General features: G+C 47.0%; 16 protein-coding genes. 6 read left to right on the top strand and 10 right to left on the bottom strand.

From position 1 onward, the window contains the following. Nucleotides 1–25 precede the first annotated feature (25 nt). The 3 genes from NIES2104_RS04540 to NIES2104_RS04550 all read right to left on the bottom strand — a co-directional run bounded on the left by NIES2104_RS04540 (nt 26) and on the right by NIES2104_RS04550 (nt 3822). Nucleotides 26–1882 carry an AarF/ABC1/UbiB kinase family protein gene (locus NIES2104_RS04540; protein ID WP_263970913.1) on the bottom strand — a complete coding sequence of 619 codons (1857 nt, stop codon included), beginning with the start codon at nt 1880–1882 and terminating at the stop codon, nt 26–28. A 42-nt stretch (nt 1883–1924) separates the two neighbouring features. After that, a complete protein-coding gene (locus NIES2104_RS04545) occupies nt 1925–2260 on the bottom strand; it encodes a DUF6825 family protein (RefSeq protein WP_058996164.1) in 336 nt (111 codons plus the stop codon). An 83-nt stretch (nt 2261–2343) separates the two neighbouring features. After that, complete coding sequence (locus NIES2104_RS04550) at nt 2344–3822, bottom strand: serine/threonine-protein kinase (RefSeq protein ID WP_058996166.1); 1479 nt, start codon at nt 3820–3822, stop codon at nt 2344–2346. A gap of 156 nt (nt 3823–3978) precedes the next feature. Between NIES2104_RS04550 and NIES2104_RS04555 the strand changes: the two genes are divergently transcribed. Together NIES2104_RS04555 and NIES2104_RS04560 are read left to right on the top strand one after the other, a co-directional pair. After that, the gene (locus tag NIES2104_RS04555; RefSeq protein WP_058996169.1) at nt 3979–4215 is read left to right on the top strand and encodes a hypothetical protein; all 237 of its coding nucleotides are present in this window, start codon (nt 3979–3981) and stop codon (nt 4213–4215) included. After that, a complete protein-coding gene (locus NIES2104_RS04560; protein ID WP_058996171.1) occupies nt 4212–4667 on the top strand; it encodes an HNH endonuclease in 456 nt (151 codons plus the stop codon). The genes NIES2104_RS04555 and NIES2104_RS04560 overlap by 4 nt, the downstream gene beginning before the upstream one ends. Before the next feature lie 106 nt (nt 4668–4773). Here the strand turns inward: NIES2104_RS04560 and NIES2104_RS04565 are convergent, their stop codons facing one another. After that, on the bottom strand, nt 4774–5592 hold the full coding sequence (locus tag NIES2104_RS04565) for an acyl-CoA desaturase (protein ID WP_058996173.1): 819 nt from the start codon (nt 5590–5592) through the stop codon (nt 4774–4776). A gap of 114 nt (nt 5593–5706) precedes the next feature. Here NIES2104_RS04565 and NIES2104_RS04570 point away from each other — a divergent pair, with 114 nt between their 5' ends. Together NIES2104_RS04570 and NIES2104_RS04575 are read left to right on the top strand one after the other, a co-directional pair. Continuing rightward, nucleotides 5707–6933, top strand: coding sequence for a methionine gamma-lyase family protein (locus NIES2104_RS04570; protein ID WP_058996175.1), 1227 nt, complete (start codon nt 5707–5709; stop codon nt 6931–6933). Nucleotides 6934–6980: 47 nt separating this feature from the next. Further along, entirely contained in the window at nt 6981–8648 is a 1668-nt protein-coding gene (locus tag NIES2104_RS04575) for a DUF262 domain-containing protein (RefSeq protein ID WP_058996177.1), read from the top strand. Between the two features lie 76 nt (nt 8649–8724). On the opposite strand, the gene NIES2104_RS04580 is transcribed toward NIES2104_RS04575, so the two are convergent. The 6 genes from NIES2104_RS04580 to NIES2104_RS04605 all read right to left on the bottom strand — a co-directional run bounded on the left by NIES2104_RS04580 (nt 8725) and on the right by NIES2104_RS04605 (nt 15612). Then, on the bottom strand, nt 8725–9621 hold the full coding sequence (locus tag NIES2104_RS04580; protein WP_058996179.1) for a DMT family transporter: 897 nt from the start codon (nt 9619–9621) through the stop codon (nt 8725–8727). Between the two features lie 5 nt (nt 9622–9626). Beyond that, nucleotides 9627–11720: a PAS domain-containing protein gene (locus NIES2104_RS04585; RefSeq protein ID WP_192843556.1), complete on the bottom strand. Its 2094-nt coding sequence runs from the start codon at nt 11718–11720 to the stop codon at nt 9627–9629. A gap of 231 nt (nt 11721–11951) precedes the next feature. After that, nucleotides 11952–12335, bottom strand: coding sequence for a response regulator (locus tag NIES2104_RS04590; protein ID WP_058996183.1), 384 nt, complete (start codon nt 12333–12335; stop codon nt 11952–11954). A 386-nt stretch (nt 12336–12721) separates the two neighbouring features. After that, complete coding sequence (gene rbsK, locus NIES2104_RS04595) at nt 12722–13648, bottom strand: ribokinase (RefSeq protein WP_058996185.1); 927 nt, start codon at nt 13646–13648, stop codon at nt 12722–12724. Nucleotides 13649–13710: 62 nt separating this feature from the next. Next, nucleotides 13711–14583 carry an ABC transporter permease gene (locus tag NIES2104_RS04600; RefSeq protein ID WP_058996187.1) on the bottom strand — a complete coding sequence of 291 codons (873 nt, stop codon included), beginning with the start codon at nt 14581–14583 and terminating at the stop codon, nt 13711–13713. 9 nt (nt 14584–14592) lie between these two features. Continuing rightward, nucleotides 14593–15612, bottom strand: coding sequence for an ABC transporter ATP-binding protein (locus NIES2104_RS04605; protein ID WP_058996190.1), 1020 nt, complete (start codon nt 15610–15612; stop codon nt 14593–14595). A gap of 266 nt (nt 15613–15878) precedes the next feature. Between NIES2104_RS04605 and NIES2104_RS04610 the strand changes: the two genes are divergently transcribed. Together NIES2104_RS04610 and NIES2104_RS04615 are read left to right on the top strand one after the other, a co-directional pair. Continuing rightward, complete coding sequence (locus NIES2104_RS04610) at nt 15879–16838, top strand: orange carotenoid-binding protein (protein WP_058996192.1); 960 nt, start codon at nt 15879–15881, stop codon at nt 16836–16838. Nucleotides 16839–16939: 101 nt separating this feature from the next. Beyond that, nucleotides 16940–17269 carry a hypothetical protein gene (locus NIES2104_RS04615; protein WP_082689929.1) on the top strand — a complete coding sequence of 110 codons (330 nt, stop codon included), beginning with the start codon at nt 16940–16942 and terminating at the stop codon, nt 17267–17269.

A 17269-nucleotide genomic window follows, 5' to 3' on the forward strand; every position in this document is an offset into this window, starting at 1 on the left:
ATCTCACTCAAAATCACACCAGAATTTAAGGCATTCGATCGTATCGATCGAGCTTCATCATCAATCGAATCAGGGCAACTCCACTCACTACAGCCGCGATCGCAACGATTCCGGCAACCCAAAAAAGTTGATTGACTAGCAAAATCGTCGCTGAAACCGTAAAGGCACAAGTCAACAGCGTATAGTTCGTACCCATATTCACGCCGCTCATTTTCCGCAGAATGCGATCGGTTTCTGTCGATCGAACTCTCACGCGCAAATCGCCCCGCTCTAATTTGTCGAGCGTATCTTCGATTCGACGAGGCAGACCAAATGCAGTGCTACTCACTTGAGCAGCTTGGCGACTCAGTTCGTTCAACAGTCCGCCATCCGGAGAATTTCCATTTGTCATAAGCTGCATTGCAAATGGTTTTGCAACCTCCATAAAGTTAAATTCGGGGTCTAGCCCTTTGCCGACTCCTTCTAAAGTCGAGAAAGCCCGCATCACAAAGGTGAACGTAGCAGGAAACCGGAACGGTTGATCATAGGCGATTTCATACAAATCGTCGCTGATCGCGTTCACCGATTGATCTTCAAAGGGCTTGTCCATGAAGTGATCCAGCATAAACTGAACTGATCGACGAACAGGTCCAATGTCATCAGTTGGAGCCAATGCACCCAGATCGATAAGAGATCGAACCACGCGATCGCCATCTTTCTGAGCAATTCCAAAGAAGGTATCGAGCAATCGATCGCGAGTAATGGGTTTAATTTGTCCCATCATGCCGAAATCGTAGAAGATCAAGGCTCCATCTGGACTGACCGCGATATTTCCGGGATGCGGATCAGCGTGAAAGAAACCGTCATCTAGCAACTGATGCAGGTAAGCTCTAGCTCCGAGTTGGGCGAGAAGTTTACGATCGAGTCCTGCTGCCTCTAAAGCTTCGTAATGACTAATCTTGATTCCCGGCATATATTCCAGCGTCAGAACACGCGGAGAAGCATACCGCCAGTAGACTCTCGGAACGTGAACCCAATCAAACCCCCGGAAATTCCGCCGGAACGTATCCGCGTTTCGTCCTTCGTTGAGATAGTCAATTTCTTCCCACAGAATCTTACAGCACTCTTCGTAAATGCCAATCCAGTCGCGACCTTTGCCCCATTCTGGATGATTCTGAAAATAACGGGTGATGCCTTTGAGAATCTGTAAATCGATTTCAAAAAGTTGCTTCAGGGCAGGACGTTGCACTTTCACAACGACTTCTTCACCCGAATGCAATTGAGCGCGGTGAACCTGTCCGAGACTAGCCGCCGCCAGCGGAATCGGATCGAAACTGCGATAAAGTTCTTCGATCGACTTGCCTAAATCCTGCTCGATGATGTGAGCGACCTGCTCATAACTAAAAGCAGGCACTCGGTCTTGGAGTTTTGTTAACTCTTCGACGAATTCGATCGCAAAAAGATCTGCCCGTGTTGAAAAGAGTTGCCCTATCTTAATAAAAGTCGGACCCAAATCGAGCAGCGTTTCCCGAATCCAAATCGCTAAAGATTTGCGTCGGGCTGCTTTTTTTGCATCGCTGATTCCGCCTTTGTAGCTCCAGGACTTGTTGTACAACCAACGCGATCCCATCAATTTCAGCACAAACGACCAGATATCGAAAAATCTTCGATTGCGCGAATATTTCTCTCGATTCCAGCGGTAGGATTTGGTCGAATACAAAGCTTCTGGAGCTTTCCGCCGTCGCGAAACGGTTCGGGGCGCTCCATTTAACTCAGATTCATGAGGATTCGGATGCTCAGAAGGGTGCAAGGGTGTCACCTTTTCGGGATCGTTCACAGATTCGGAACCAGTCGGCTCCAGGGGTGATGCCGTAGGGCTGGAGTCATTGGAAGAAACAGACACGCGATTTCTCAACTAACACTTGAATATTAAAACGTTAAAAAATTACTGAGTCGATCGCAGACGATAGCGCTGAAGTTCCGAGCGCAATTGAGCGATTTCGGCTCTCAGATCGTCGATCGTTGCCTGCAAATCTCCACCTGTTTGAAGATCCAAGGGCACGATCGTGGTGGTGGTTGGTTGGGTTTGAGTCGTGACCGCTGCTTCACGCTGCGCCCGTTCCATCACTTCGTCAACGAATTGGCGCAGATTTTCTCGCTGTTCGGCATCAAACTTGCCCAATTCGCTCAGAGCGTCAGTCACTCCGGCTTCGAGCTTCTCATAAGCAATTTCAGCGATCGCTCGTCCCACAAAAAAAGCATGAACTAATGGAGTACTCATAAAATCTTCCTTATCGCGCTGCCTGAATTATAGCGTGAGCCGTCGAGAGGACAAGTCAGACGCGATCGGAATTCGGAGAGATCTTAGGGAGTTGAGAGCGGCGCGGTGGGTTCGACCTCGCGAGTACTGGGTTTGACCGGAGCAGGCGCAGGACTTGTAATCGGGGGTGCGACAGGTTCAGGAGGCGTGATCGATTCGGGGGATGGCTCGATCGAGGGTTCGATCGCAGGTTTTACGGGTTCGATCGGCTCGACTGGCTCGATCGCCGGACGGCGACGCGGGCGGGTGTATTGGGGAATGGGTTCTTCGATTTTGGGCGGGGTGTATTTGGGTTGAGCGACTTCTGGATCAGCCAATCTTTGAGGAGTTTTGTCGGTTTTTGCAGTCCCCGATTCTACTGGCACTTCGTTTGAAGGGTTGTCGCTGGAATTGAGGGTGCCTTTCCATTCTTTCTCTGAAAAGGTTTGGATCGGCTGAAGTAGCGTTGTTCCAGAGGATTTGGCAGCGTTTAGACGTAGCGCGAGTCCAAACCCAAGTCCGATCGCGCCTGCCGAAGCGATCGTAAACATCAAGACTTTTGGAATTCGCGGACGAGGAGAAACGAGCGCGACCTGGGCGGGAGGGGTCGATAGTTTCGGAACCAGAGCAGGAGCAGGGGGAGTTGTCGATCGTCCGTTTTGTGTCACGGGGAAAGGCGATAGAGTCGGTTCCGCTGTCGATTTCGATCGACCATTTTGAGAAGGAGCAGGAGGAACGCTTTGAACAATATTATTAGCTGCCATCAGGGGCAGAGTCGTATTCGGTAAGAGGCGCAGCCAATCATCGACGGTTTGGAGTTGCCACTGTGAGTCACGGGTCAGTCCTCGGAAAAGCGCTTGTTTCGTGGCGGGACTCCAAGGATATTGCTCAAATGACAGTGAGCCGTCTGGAGCTTGTCCGGTGAGCAGGAAAAATAGGGTTGCAGCAAGGGAATAAAGATCGATCGCGAATCGATTTTCTAAGTTCCAATTTGGATCAGGTGGCAGAAATGGATTTTTTTCAACCGGATTCGCGATCGCGACATCATGAGCAAATCCGAATCCAACTAGAATTCCTAAGTTTGTTCCTTGACGACGCACGATTGTTTCGGGTCGAATGTTGCGGTGAATCAGTCCGTTTCGGTGAGCAACGCTGAGGGCTGAAGCGATTTGTCGCATGTAGTGAATGGCTTCGGCTTCAGTGAGACTCGGAGCGTTGCGGGTGGAAATGCGATCGTATAAAGTCTGTCCTGGAATGTATTCCAGGACTAAAAACGGTAATCCGTCTTCTTGAAAAAAGTCGAGGACGCGAACGATGCTCGGATGCTGACAGCGGGCGAGGAGGCGCGTTTCTTCGGTGAAACGGGTTTTGAGTTGAGGGAAGCTTTGGGTGATTTGAAGCGAGGGATCGATCGTTTTGATCACTACAGGCTGATGGAGTAGGATCTGGGTTGCGAGATAGGTGGCTCCCAAGCTTTCCCGCCCTAGAACTTGATTCAGTTGGTATTTTCCGTTCTGAAGGGTGGCACCCATCTGTAATTTCATACTGCAAGCTCCCGCACACAATTCCAGATTATGCTAACCCCTTCGCGGTCAGTTTTAGAGATTCCGGATGAGTTTTGTGGGTAGAAATTTTTTGGAAGTGCGATCGCAGCACCCTTTATACTGAAGATACTTTTGAACTAGACAGGTAAGGAACGTATGGTTCAAGTGGTGATTAATCCAGCGTCGCTGTTGGAAACTGGAATTCGAGTTGAAAAGGTTAATCAATTGAGCCTGTTTAGATTTACAGATGCGCTGCAGTCTCGGTTAGAGGAATTGCTAGAAAAGAATAAAACAGGCATCTTGACATTAGAAGAACAAGAAGAATTAACAGGAATTCAGGAACTCGATCGCATTTTCACCTATCTCAATTCGCGTCTGATTGCTCAACAATGACAATTAATAATTTGACGAAGCGGACTGTTCGGCAACGAGCAGAAGATCGATGTGAATATTGCCACTCTCCTGAGCGAATTAGCACTTCTCGTTTCACAATTGATCACATTCTGCCGCGCTCACTAGGCGGTTCTGATGATGCAGAGAATCTTGCTCTTGCTTGTAGTCGCTGTAATCAACGTAGATATAACTTCATTGTGGGTCGCGATCTCGAATCTGCTGCAATCGTCTCTTTGTTCAATCCTCGTCAACAGATTTGGATGGAGCATTTTGTCTGGAGTGCGGATGGAACTCAAATTATTGGGACAACGCCAATCGGTCGAGCAACTTGTGAGCGCTTAGATATGAATGACGATCGTTACGAGGGAGAACGATCGATTATTGAAGCGCGAGCGCTATGGATTGAAGCGGGTTGGCATCCGCCCAATGATGATCCTCGGCAAGCTGATTGATGAGGGAGTGCGATCGTTTCGCTTCAAAGCGTAGATTGACATTAAAAAATCCCGAACGATCGCGAAATCCGATCCATTCGGGATTTTTCTTACGAAGATCAAACGTTTACGCTTTGTCTTCTGCTAATTTCACCTTGGTTGCAAGTCCTAAAAGTTGCAGCACTCGAATCGTCATCCAGGTCATATCAATCTCCCACCACTTCAAGCCATGACGAGCGGAGTATTGAAACGCATGGTGATTGTTATGCCAACCTTCGCCGTAAACCAGAACCGCCACCCACCAGCAATTCGTGGAGTTGTCGCCTGAGTCATACGTGCGGTAGCCAAATTTGTGAGTTGCACTGTTCACAAGCCAAGTGCAGTGATAAACGAGAACCAAGCGGACGAAAATACCCCAGGTAACAAACGACCAACCGCCGATCGCATACAGCACCACACCCAAAGCGACTTGCAGCAGCGCGAAGTAGTTTTCTAAAAACTGATAAAACTTGTCATCCGCAATATCTTTCGTGAACTTGGGGACTTCATTTTCAGCCGGGACATCTCGCAGCATCCATTCCATGTGGCTCCACCAGAAACCTTTGGTCGAATCATGGTGATCGTTGGGTTTGTCAGAATAAAGATGATGATGACGATGTAACCCAATCCACCAGATCGGACCTCCCTGCATTGCGAGAGAGCCAAAGAAAACGAGCGTATATTCGAGCCACTTGGGAACTTGAAAACTGCGGTGACTCATCAGACGATGCCAACCGAGTGTGATGCCTAAACCACCCGTCAGCCAGTGAAGAAAGATTGCGAGTCCGACCGCACTCCAGCTAAAGTTTCCAGGCAAAAAGGCAAATAGCGCTCCAATGTGGATTGCCACCATAAAGCCTGTGGTCAGATAGTCTATTTTCAGTTTTTCGGAAGTTGCAATAGTCATGAAAGAGTCTCTAAACGAAATATGCTGCCCGATTTGCGCGACAATAGAACCCGCTCTAACTGAAGATTGGGTGAGCGCAATCTCTACTGTAACTTTTAATTAACGAGGTAAACGATGAACGGCGCGATCCTGCTAAGAGAGGCAGAACAAGCACTATCTGAAATTTTTTCTGGTATTGACTCTCAGGTCAAGAAAAATTTACAGAAGGTGCTGAGCGCTTACCGCAATCATCGGGTGGGCGTTCATCATTTTGCAAGTGTCTCAGGCTACGGGCATGATGATTTGGGTAGAGAAGTGCTCGATCGAGTTTTTGCGGAAGTGATGGGAGCCGAAGCCGCGATCGTGCGGGTTCAATTTGTCTCTGGCACTCATGCGATCGCGTCTGCCCTTTACGGGGTGCTGCGTCCTGGGGATGAGATGCTGTGTGTGGCAGGTGCGCCGTATGACACGTTAGAAGAAGTGATCGGATTGCGAGGCGAAAATCAAGGATCACTCAAAGATTTCGGCGTTTCGTATCGGCAGTTGGAATTGACTCCAGAAGGTTTGATCGATTGGCACACTTTGAAAACGGCGATTCGACCGGAGACGAAATTGGTGTCGATTCAGCGATCGTGTGGATATTCGTGGCGACCGAGTTTGTCGATCGTGGAAATCGAGAAAATTATCGCGATCGTCAAAGAGCAGAATCCCGATACGGTCTGCTTTGTGGATAACTGTTACGGTGAATTTATCGAAGATCGAGAACCGACTGCGGTTGGGGCAGATTTGATTGCCGGATCTTTGATTAAGAATCTTGGGGGCACGATCGTTACAACGGGCGGATATGTCGCAGGTCGAGCCGATTTAGTGGAAATGGCGGCTTGTCGATTAACGGCTCCAGGGATTGGCAGTTCAGGCGGTGCAACGTTTGATCAAAATCGTTTGCTGTTTCAAGGATTGTTTCTCGCGCCGCAAATGGTCGGAGAAGCGATGAAGGGCAATCATTTGACGGCTTATGTGTTTGACAAATTGGGCTATCCGGTCAATCCGGCTCCATTTGCCCCCAGACGCGATGTGATTCAGGCGATCAAACTGGGATCAGCAGAGAAAATCATCGCGTTTTGTCGATCGATTCAGCAAAATTCACCGATCGGGTCTTATCTCGATCCGGTTCCGTCGGGAATGCCGGGATATGAAAGCGAGTTAGTCATGGCAGGCGGAACATTCATCGATGGCAGCACTTCGGAATTTTCGGCGGATGGTCCGTTGCGCGAACCGTATATCGTGTTCTGCCAAGGGGGAACGCATTGGACGCATATCGCGATCGCACTTGAAGCCGCGATCGCCGCAATTCAAAACTGAGGGTATGATGAAGCGTTCGCTTCAGCCGAGTCTCTCAGGAGAATGTCATGGAATTACCAGAGCCACAAACTAGAACCTTCTCCAGTCTCGTCAGTGAGATTGAGAAAGGACAAATCAAAATTCCACAATTTCAAAGAGACTTTGTTTGGACAATTCAGAAATCTGCGGGATTGATCGACAGTATTATTAAAGGCTATCCGATTGGCACATTTATTTTTTGGCGTACTAAAGAAAGACTACGATCGGTCAAAGAAATTGGTAGACAGATCCTTCCAGAATCGCCGCAAGGTGAAGTCGTTGATTATGTTCTCGATGGACAGCAACGGCTCACCAGTTTATTTGCGAGTTTGCAAGGAATTCTCCTAGAGAGAGAGGGGAATCGAAAGGATGATTTTTCTAAGATATTTATTGATTTAAGCGCGGAAGAATCTGAACAAATTGTAATTACGGATGTTGAGAACAGAGACGAAAAGAGCTTTATCAGCATTGTTTCGCTCTTGACCGGAGATTTCATAGTTTTAGCTTCGTATCCACCTGCACATCATGAAAAGCTGAGAACTTATAAAAATAGAATTGAAAGCTATCAGTACTCGGTCATTTTGGTGAAAAATGCACCGATCGATATTGCAACAGAGATTTTCACCAGAATTAATGTCGGAGGAAAGGCTCTTTCTCTGTTCGAGATTATGGCAGCGAAAACTTTTGACTATGAGAAGAAGTTTGATCTGGCTGAAAAATTCCAAGAGCTAGTTGAGAGTTTGAAGCCTTTCGATTACGAGACTATTTCGGATGCAACTGTGCTTCAAATCATCTCGCTCATCATCAAAAAAGAATGTAAAAGACAAATCATTCTTCAACTGAACAAAGAAGAATTTATCGCGCATTGGGAACCCGTTGTAGATGCGATCGAACGAACAGTAGAGTATTTCAGAAATTTCTACCGCATTCCAGTTTCACAGCTACTTCCATACAATGCTTTGATTGTTCCTTTTTCATACTTCTTCTTTCATCACCCAAATAAGCCTGTGGGAGAAATGCAGAAGTATCTAGAAGATTTTTTCTGGAGATGTTCTCTGTCTGGGCGATATTCGTCCTCGGTTGAAAGTAAGTTAGCACAAGATATCAAGCGAATTGATCAAATTCTCGACGGTCAATTGCCAAGCTATGAATGGTCGATCGATACTTCAGCCGATTTTATCAAGAGCAATGGTTGGTTTAGTGCTGCTCGCAGTTATGTCAAAGCAATTCTTTGTGTTTATGCGTATCAGCAACCTAAATCTTTTAGTGATAATTCAATCGTAAACATTAGCAACTATTGGCTAAAACAAGCAAATAGCAAGAATTATCATCATTTCTTTCCAAAAGCGCATCTCAAAAAACGGAACTATCCGGATTTCTATATCAATCACATTCTAAACATCACGATTGTGGATGACTTCCTCAACAAACGCGAGATCAAGGCGAATGCTCCCTCAAAATACATGGGTAAATTCAAGTCAATTAATTCAGACTTAGCCAGTACGATGATGACTCATCTAATTGGGGATCTAGAGCGTTTTGGCATCTGGGACGATGATTATGATCGATTTATCGATGAACGAGCCAAGATCGTGAGCGCTGAATTGGCAAAACGAATCATCCGGCAGGAAATCGATAACAAGGGACAAGCAAATCTCGTGGATGATTTTGATGAAGACGCAACGGTCAGCGAATAAAAAACCCCCAACCGAAGTCAGGGGTAATTAATCAGGGTGCATCTACCAATACCTACTACTTCAAAATTCCCGTAGATCAGGACGGTTTTGCAGAATTTCCTAAAATCGCGATCGCGACTCCCATCAATAAGACCAGAGCACCAATGATGACTTGGGTTCCAGGGACTTCTTGAAAAAGTGCGATCGCAAAAATGGTCGAGCCAACAGGTTCTAAAAGAATGATTAATGTGACGATCGTCGGCGGTAAATGACGCATCGCCCAGTTAAAACTCGTATGTCCAATCAGTTGTGGAAATACTGCCATCAACGCAACGTAGACATAAGTGAGAATGGGATAGCCAAGATACGATGAACCAAACAGGAACGGTAGCGGAAATAGTGTGATTGCAGCAGTACTATACGCAATGGTTACGTAGCTTCCAACATTTAAGCCTTGTCTTTGTGCTTCTCTTCCCAACAAGAGATACAGACTTGCTGCCCACGCGCCCACGATCGCGAGTCCATTTCCTAAGAGCGGATTAGCTTCATCTTGGCTTGTACCCTCTAATCCGATGAGAATTCCGCCGATCATTGCGATTCCGATTCCCCAAAATGTGGCACGAGTCGGCTTTTCTCCAAACCAGAACCAACTCAGTAACGCCACCCAAAGCGGATTCGTCGTGACCAATGTTGTAGAAATCGCGATCGACGTATAGCCTAACGACGAAATCCAAGTCGCGAAATGAATCGCGAGAGCCATTCCAGCCCCGATCGCGAATTTGATCGCAGTCGGTGAAGTAGGTTGAAACGATTGCCAAGTCGGAACCAAAAATAAAGCCGCGATCGATAACCGTGATGCGGCTAACACGAGACTAAATCCGACTCCTGAAGCTCCTGAAACGTCTGTCGCTAATCGAATCAGAATTGCGGCGGTCGAAACAGAGAGAATTCCGATCGTCAGAACGATCGTTAATTGGAGAGAACTCGATCGCATAGATTTCAAGTCGGCAATCTCACAGTAAATGTTGCCCCTCGATCGACTCCTGCACTTTCCGCCCGAATCGTTCCATTGTGCAATTCAACTAAGTGGCGCGAAATTGCTAGTCCTAGCCCTAATCCATCCTTAGAACGATTTGAATCCGTATCCGCTTGAGCAAATCGATCGAAGACACGCGGTAAAAATGCTGGATCAATTCCTTTTCCAGTATCACGAACAATGATTTCAACCGCAGATGAATCTTTAATCAGTAATGTGACATCAACGCTGCCACCACTTGGAGTAAATTTAACCGCATTCGTTAATAGATTCGTAATCACTTGCTGCAACCGATGAGAATCACCCATCACCGGATTAAGTGATTGTTCAATCTGCGATCGTAAAGCCACCCCTTTCGCTTCAGCAGCAAGCTGAATATTCGCGATCGCGGTTTCCACAATCACCGCTAGATTCACCGGAGCGAGATTAATTCGTAAATTTCCTCGAATCATTCGCGAGACATCCAGCAAATCTTCGATCAGTTGGGATTGAAGCAGCGCATTTCGCTCAATCACCGAAAGGGCACGTTTGAGCGTTTCAGCATCAAAAGTACGGGCTTGTAGGAGTTTTGCCCAACCTAAAATCGAATTGAGTGGCGATCGCAGTTCATGAGATACCATTGCGAGAAATTCGTCCTTACTGCGATTGGCGGCTTCCGCTTCGGCTCGTGCTGCTTCCGCTTCAGCCAGTAATCGATCGCGCTCTTGCGCCGCTCGTTTACGATCGCGCAAATCTAACCCGAAACAAATACTGTAGCCATCTTGTTCATGTCCCTCCATCATTGCAGTCCCGATCAAAATCGGCACGCGAGAACCGTCTTTGTGGTAGTACTCTTTCTCAGCGGGAGGAGCAATCCCAGTCGCTTTTAACTGAGCTTCGATGATTTGAGCGTGCGCCTCGTATCCAGGGGGAGTCAAGCTGATCCAATTCAGTGCCCCGGCATTCAATTCTTCACGGGTATAGCCCAGCAAATTGAGAAAAGCCTCATTCGCTTCATAAATTCGTCCACTAAAATCGGCAAAGAAAATACCGATTAAATTCGAGTCCGATAAGCGGCGAAATTTTGCTTCACTTTCGCGCAGGGCTTGTTCTGCCGATCGACGATCGTTGATATCATTCGTGTTTCCCACCAGTCGAATCGCTCGATGCTGGTCATCTCGCACTACGACACTCCGTTCTTGCACCCAAATATAATGACCGTCCCGATGTCGAACGCGATACTCACTCTCAAAGCGATCCTCATGCCTTAATCGTTCTACAAAATCGATCTGCTCAAACGCTGCCAAATCTTCAGGATGAATGCGATCGTGCCACCATGCGACGGTCGGTTCCGCTTCTTCGGGCAAATAGCCGACGACATTCACTAAGCCACGGGTTCGCTCCACTCGTCCGGTGAGCAAATCTAAGTCATACACGAGACTTTGAATGGCATCAATTGCCAGTTCAAATCGCTGATTCGATCGCGTTAAAGACAGTTCCAACGTCTTACGCTGCATGATTTCTTGAGACAGTCCCAAAATCTGATCCGGAATGCCCTTTGTCGATCGACGAAACACGACTTCTTGAGTATGAAACCAGTGCCATTCACCTTGAGCCGTCCGCATTCGGTATTCAAGCTCAAACACCTGATGATCGGGTGCAGTTTCAAATTGTGCTAGATGTTGAGGAACGCGATCGAGATCGTCCGGATGCAGCAGTTTTAACAAGACATCGCTGCCGAGTGCCTGAACTTGCTCAGGCGTATAACCGAGTACATCTGTGATTTGGCGATTGATAAAAACATTGCGACGCTCGACCAAATCGTAAATGTAGAGAATTCCTGGAACGGCTTCAGTGAGTTGATGAAGAAACCGCTGCTGATCGTGTAACGCTTGCCGAGTCTGGGTCAGATCGCGTTTTGTTTGAGAATTCTCGATCGCTTTTCGCACCGTAATGTCTAGCATTTCAGGCGTGATTTGATCAACGAACAAATAATTTTCCGCACCTTGTCGTAGGGCTTGAACTGCGATCGACTCTTTACCACGATCGAGAATTGCAACCATCGAAGGACGCTGCATTCCTAACTTTGATTTAATCTCTTCTATTAATGTAATTCTTGAAAATAGAATCAGATCAATTGATTCTGCACAACAAATCGATAAAGCATTTTCGATAGAATTTGCTTCTAAAACAATGAAGTTTAATTCAGATAAATATCGACGATAAGTTTCGTGATCGAAGTCATCATCGGCAACGATTAAAATTGCAAGCGAAGACTCAGGGAACATTGAGAAAATAACGTTATTTAATTAGCCTGGTAAGCAGTATCGCTGAATCAGGCGCATTAATTCAAGCGGATCAACTGGCTTTGTTAAGTAATCGTTGAAACCAGAATTGATCGCTTGGAGTCGGTCTTCTTCGCGGGCGTATGCGGTAAGCGCGATCGCGGGCAGTTTTGCGCCTTGAGGCAGTTCGCGAACTTGTGCGATCAGTTGAAATCCATCCATCTCCGGCATGGCAACATCGCTGACTAACACGGTTGGAAGTTCTTTTTCTAAAAGAGACAAAGCCTCTCTTGCATTCGTGGCTACTGTAACGATCGCGCCTTCTTCTTCGAGCATAAATCGCAGAAGATCCCGTGTATCAGGATCATCATCGACTACGAAGATGTTGACTTGCCGCAATGATTCCATTTGTAATTGCTACCTGTACGAAGAAGAGCGCTGAAGGAATTTTTTTAGGAATAGAAAGTGAAGTCTAGACTACGCCTTACGGTAGGGTGAGTCGTCCACCTAGAGAAAGAGAATTTTTTGAGCGGCATCAAAAACGTAGCCAGAATTGTGATTGTTCTATCAGCTAATAAACGCTCACAAATAGATAACAAGCTAAGTACGCTATCGTACATTTTCCTCCGATAGCAGGAGTGGTTCAATGCAGAACTCTAACTTTTGTTGAGGCACAATCTACTCTTAGGAAGGGATAAACCGAGCATCAACTTTTGTACAGTTTAACTATCAAAAGCTTACTCTCCTCTCTCTGGTAAGGTTTGGTCAGAAGTCCGCCCTGGGTTGTTTAAGGCTCAGGGTTTTTGCTTGAGAAATTGATCAAAGGTTGATCGATCGACTAGTGAAGTTTGCGCCCCAGATTTTGTCGTTGAAAGCGCTCCTGATGCTGCTCCCCAAGTCATTGCTTCTCGAATCTGTAATCCTTCTGAAAGGGCAACTGCTAACCCCGCATTAAACGCATCTCCAGCGGCTACAGTATCGATCGCATTCACCGAAAACGCTGGAGTTAAGAACCGCTCTCGTTCAGTCGCGCAAAATGCACCTTGTGAGCCGAGTTTAATCACGATTGTTTTTGCGCCTTTCTGCTGTAGAACGGTTGCAGCGCGATCGACATCCGATTCATTCTCAATGGGAAAACCGACGAGTTGCGCCGCTTCGATCGCGTTCGGAGTCAGAATGTCGATCAATGGATAGAGCGAGTTTGGAAAATTCGTCGGTGCGGGAGCCGGATCAAGGATCACGATCGCACCGATTTGATGCGCGATCGCGGCGGCTAATTCTACGATCGCGATCGGAATCTCAAGCTGTAGCAGCAAAATCGATGAATTCGTCAAGGTCGATTGAAGCTTCTCAAGATCAGACTCATCAACATTGCCGTTCGCGCCTGGAATTACGATGATATGGTTTTCGCTGCGATCGTCAACCGCAATCATCGCCACACCAGATGAAATAGAGCGATCAACCATGACTAAAGCCGTCTGCACTCCTGAATCTTGCAAACTTTTGAGCAATTCTTCTCCAAACGCATCGCCACCCACCCGCCCGATCATTCGAGTCGAGCCACCGAGTTTTGCAGACCCGACCGCCTGATTTGCCCCTTTTCCGCCTGGAACCGTGACAAAAGAATACCCAGAGAGCGTTTCTCCAGGTTTGGGTAAATGGGGAACTCGTGCGACGAGATCCAGATTGATGCTGCCAAAGACAATAATCGATCGAGTCATAAAAAATTGAGCGAACGTAGTCTAGATTCTACATTCGCCCAATCTTAGATTTGATTACAGTTTTAAGCTAATCGACGCTTCATCAAAGGTTGAACTGCAACAAGCGCGATCGCACAAAGTCCGACTAAAATCAGCAACGCTTCACCTAACGTCACATTGCCAAACGGAGCCTGCATAATCACGCTACCAAAGCTCCAATCGGGATGTAGATATACATAGCGAATTGGCTCGATCGCATAACTCAACGGGTTCAAAGTCGCGACAATCTGCAACCATTTCGGCATAAACGACAACGGAACCAATGCAGTACTCGCAAACAATAGCGGTAAGTTCGTCACAAAGATGACCGCCAGCAGTTCAATGTGTCCCGGTAGCGCAAACGCCAATCCTAAACTTAATGCCGTCACTGCAACGACTAATAACAGAACAATCAGCGCTACCAATGCAAGCCCGATCGCATTCGGTAATCCTGCACCTAAGAAGGCACTCATCGCAATGATCGCCGCTGTTTGAATCAGGCTTAGAGTCGTGATGAAAATCGCTGAAGCCATCACGATCGAGAACCGCGAAGCCAACGGAGCGACTAATAATCGATTTAAGAAACCGAATTCTCGATCGAACATCACCGGAAGTCCCGCATTCAACGCCCCACTAAATGCAGTGAATACAATCACGCCAGCCCCTAAGAACTGACCATAATTTACTTGATCACCGAATAATCCTCGCGGTGCATTTTGGAACAGTGCGCCAAACAGAAACAACCACATCAGCGGTTGAATAATCCCAGCTACAAGTGTTGATGGGCGGCGTTGCAGTTGGATAAACAATCGACGGGTCATCGCTGCCGTTTCTTGGAAAAACTCGCCGACTGGATTCTCAGGCGCGATCGTCGATTTTGAATCGAAAGATTTAGAAGGGGTAATGGTTGTACTCATAGGGTTTTGCTATCTCATACTTTGCTTACGTTCTGCTTTCGGATCTCGACTGCCCACTGCCGCTAGTTCCGCATCCATCAAGGTTCGTCCGGTTGCTGCCAGATACACATCGTCTAAACTCGGTCGCGATTGAGCAATCCCAAAAGTCGGAAGTCCGGCTTGTTGTAAGGTTTGTTGAATTTTGGACAAAGCATCGCTATTTGGAGAAACCACTAAGTTTAGCGAATTTCCTTGGGCTGAATTGATGATCACTTCCTGAACGATCGGTAGTGCTTCGAGCAGCGATCGCGCTTTCTCGGCTTCATCCAGGGGCGAAAATTCCCGAATTCGTAGGGTAATTCGTTCACCCCCAACTTGATCTTTTAGTTCTGACGGCGTTCCTGACGAGATGACAATTCCTCGATCGATAATCGCCACTCGATCGGCAAGCGCATCAATTTCTTCTAGATAATGGCTCGTGATTAAAACCGTCGTGCCTTGTTCGCGCAGTTGACGTAAGAAATTCCACACGACCACACGACTTTCGATATCGAGTCCGACGGTCGGTTCATCCAATACCAACACATCCGGTTGATGAAGCAGTCCCGCAGCGAGATCTAATCGTTTCATTAATCCACCCGAATAGGTGCCGCTCTTTTTATCCGCCCATTCATCAAGTCCTAACAAGTTGAGAATTTCAGCGATTCGGGGCTTAATCGTCGCTTTGGGCAAATGATAGAGAGCCGCTTGGAGTTCGAGCAATTCGCGACCCGTGAGGACTTTATCAGGCGCGACCTGTTGCGCGACGTATCCTAATCGCTGACGGACGGCGCGGGGATTGTTGATCGCGCTAATGCCTGACACTTCGATCCTGCCTGAATCCGGTTCGGTTAACGTACACAAACAGCGCAACGTCGTTGTTTTGCCTGCTCCATTCGGACCCAAAAGCCCAAAGATCTCGCCCGATTGAACTTCTAGCGACACCTCTTTGACCGCTTCTACGGCTCCATAGCGCTTCTGTAACTTTTCAATTAGCACCGCAGGAGTCATCTCACTCCTCCTTTGTTGATACAAATCTTTAAGATGTTCCCTTTCTATTCTAAGAACTGTAAGCCCCGATAGATCGCACGTTCAAGATATTTATGAAAACTCCAGTATTCAAACCACTCTGAAGAATTGATTTAATTTATGAGAGGTATTGTAAAGAAAGATTAACCAATTTGTAACAAATTGTGATAATTTGTATCGTAACAGGAAAATAAATCGCTCTAAAGCGAGCTTTCTGCGACTCGTTCAATACTCTAGGTCTTAAAATTATGCCGATTAGCCTTGACTCAGCTCGTAGTATTTTTCCTAGTACGCTCTCAGCGGATGCTGTCCCCGCAACGACTGCTCGGTTCAATCAACTCAGCGCAGAAGATCAACTGGCATGGACTTGGTTCGCTTACCTCGAAATGGGCAAAACTGTAACCGTCGCGGCTCCGGGTGCAGCGAGTATGCAGTTTGCAGAACCGACATTAGAGCAGATCAAAAAGATGTCTTTTCCTGAACAAACACAGGTGATGTGTGACCTCGCAAACCACGCGGATACACCGATTTGCCGCACTTATGCAACTTGGTCGCCTAATATCAAACTTGGTTTCTGGTTTCAGCTTGGAGAATGGATGGAGCAAGGCATCGTTGCCCCAATTCCAACAGGTTATCAGCTTTCTGCCAATGCCTCGGCAGTCCTGCAAGCCCTCAGAGAGTTGGATCAGGGTCAGCAAATCACCGTTTTGCGGAATTCGGTTGTGGACATGGGCTATGACCTGGATAAATTGGGGAGTTTTACCCGCGTCTCAGAACCTGTTGTCGCTCCTAAAGCACAGTCTCAGCGCACCTCAGTCAAAATCGAAGGCATTAATAATGCAACGGTTCTGAACTACATGGACAACTTGAACGCGAACGATTTTGATGTCTTAATCGAGTTGTTTGCACCCGATGGAGCCTTACAACCGCCCTTCCAAAAGCCGATCGTGGGTAAAGAAGCAGTCCTCCGATTTTTCCGCGAAGAGTGCCAAAATCTGAAATTGATTCCAGAAAGAGGCGTAGCTGAACCCGCAGAAGACGGTTACACCCAAATCAAAGTCACTGGAAAAGTTCAAACTCCCTGGTTCGGCGCAGCGGTCGGGATGAACATGGCTTGGAGATTCTTGATCAATCCTCAAGGCAAAATCTTCTTTGTGGCGATCGATTTACTCGCGTCTCCAAAAGAACTGCTGAACCTGATTCGGTAGAAATTGACTGAGCGATCGTTGATTATTTTTCCAGTGAGCGTTCTAATTTAAGAGCGCTCATTGTTGTCTAAACCTTTTGGGACTGCAATTCGAGTTTAATAATGCAAGTGAGTGAGATTCAGTGGTCTAAGACCGAAAAAGAGATTTCTCGATCTGCCTTCGATCGAGCGTATCAGCGAGAAATTGACAGCTTAATTCAAACCGTGACTGAAACAGCGAAAACGATCTCAGACATTGATCAAGTTTGGCAACTCCATGATTTTCTCAGCGCAAAACGGCACGAGATCGACGGTAAATATGATTATCAATATTCGAGTTTGATCTTTGTGTTTGCGAGATTGGTGCGAGAACAGTGGTTATCGATCGACGAATTGGAAGGATTAGAAGCTGAGAAACTTGCGAAAATCTCAGCCCTAGTCAAAATGTTGTAG

Source organism: Leptolyngbya sp. NIES-2104, from assembly GCF_001485215.1.
In the GTDB taxonomy this organism is placed as follows: Bacteria; Cyanobacteriota; Cyanobacteriia; order Leptolyngbyales; family Leptolyngbyaceae; genus Leptolyngbya.

Excerpts from the sequence above, each read along its gene's own strand:
- NIES2104_RS04555 (WP_058996169.1), top strand. The coding sequence starts at position 3,979 with ATGGTTCAAGTGGTGATTAATCCAGCGTCGCTGTTGGAAACTGGAATT.
- NIES2104_RS04600 (WP_058996187.1), bottom strand. The coding sequence starts at position 14,583 with ATGAGTACAACCATTACCCCTTCTAAATCTTTCGATTCAAAATCGACG.
- NIES2104_RS04610 (WP_058996192.1), top strand. The coding sequence starts at position 15,879 with ATGCCGATTAGCCTTGACTCAGCTCGTAGTATTTTTCCTAGTACGCTC.
- NIES2104_RS04605 (WP_058996190.1), bottom strand. The coding sequence starts at position 15,612 with ATGACTCCTGCGGTGCTAATTGAAAAGTTACAGAAGCGCTATGGAGCC.
- NIES2104_RS04545 (WP_058996164.1), bottom strand. The coding sequence starts at position 2,260 with ATGAGTACTCCATTAGTTCATGCTTTTTTTGTGGGACGAGCGATCGCT.
- NIES2104_RS04615 (WP_082689929.1), top strand. The coding sequence starts at position 16,940 with ATGCAAGTGAGTGAGATTCAGTGGTCTAAGACCGAAAAAGAGATTTCT.
- NIES2104_RS04580 (WP_058996179.1), bottom strand. The coding sequence starts at position 9,621 with ATGCGATCGAGTTCTCTCCAATTAACGATCGTTCTGACGATCGGAATT.
- NIES2104_RS04560 (WP_058996171.1), top strand. The coding sequence starts at position 4,212 with ATGACAATTAATAATTTGACGAAGCGGACTGTTCGGCAACGAGCAGAA.
- NIES2104_RS04565 (WP_058996173.1), bottom strand. The coding sequence starts at position 5,592 with ATGACTATTGCAACTTCCGAAAAACTGAAAATAGACTATCTGACCACA.
- NIES2104_RS04585 (WP_192843556.1), bottom strand. The coding sequence starts at position 11,720 with ATGCAGCGTCCTTCGATGGTTGCAATTCTCGATCGTGGTAAAGAGTCG.
- rbsK (WP_058996185.1), bottom strand. The coding sequence starts at position 13,648 with ATGACTCGATCGATTATTGTCTTTGGCAGCATCAATCTGGATCTCGTC.
- NIES2104_RS04590 (WP_058996183.1), bottom strand. The coding sequence starts at position 12,335 with ATGGAATCATTGCGGCAAGTCAACATCTTCGTAGTCGATGATGATCCT.
- NIES2104_RS04570 (WP_058996175.1), top strand. The coding sequence starts at position 5,707 with ATGAACGGCGCGATCCTGCTAAGAGAGGCAGAACAAGCACTATCTGAA.
- NIES2104_RS04550 (WP_058996166.1), bottom strand. The coding sequence starts at position 3,822 with ATGAAATTACAGATGGGTGCCACCCTTCAGAACGGAAAATACCAACTG.
- NIES2104_RS04575 (WP_058996177.1), top strand. The coding sequence starts at position 6,981 with ATGGAATTACCAGAGCCACAAACTAGAACCTTCTCCAGTCTCGTCAGT.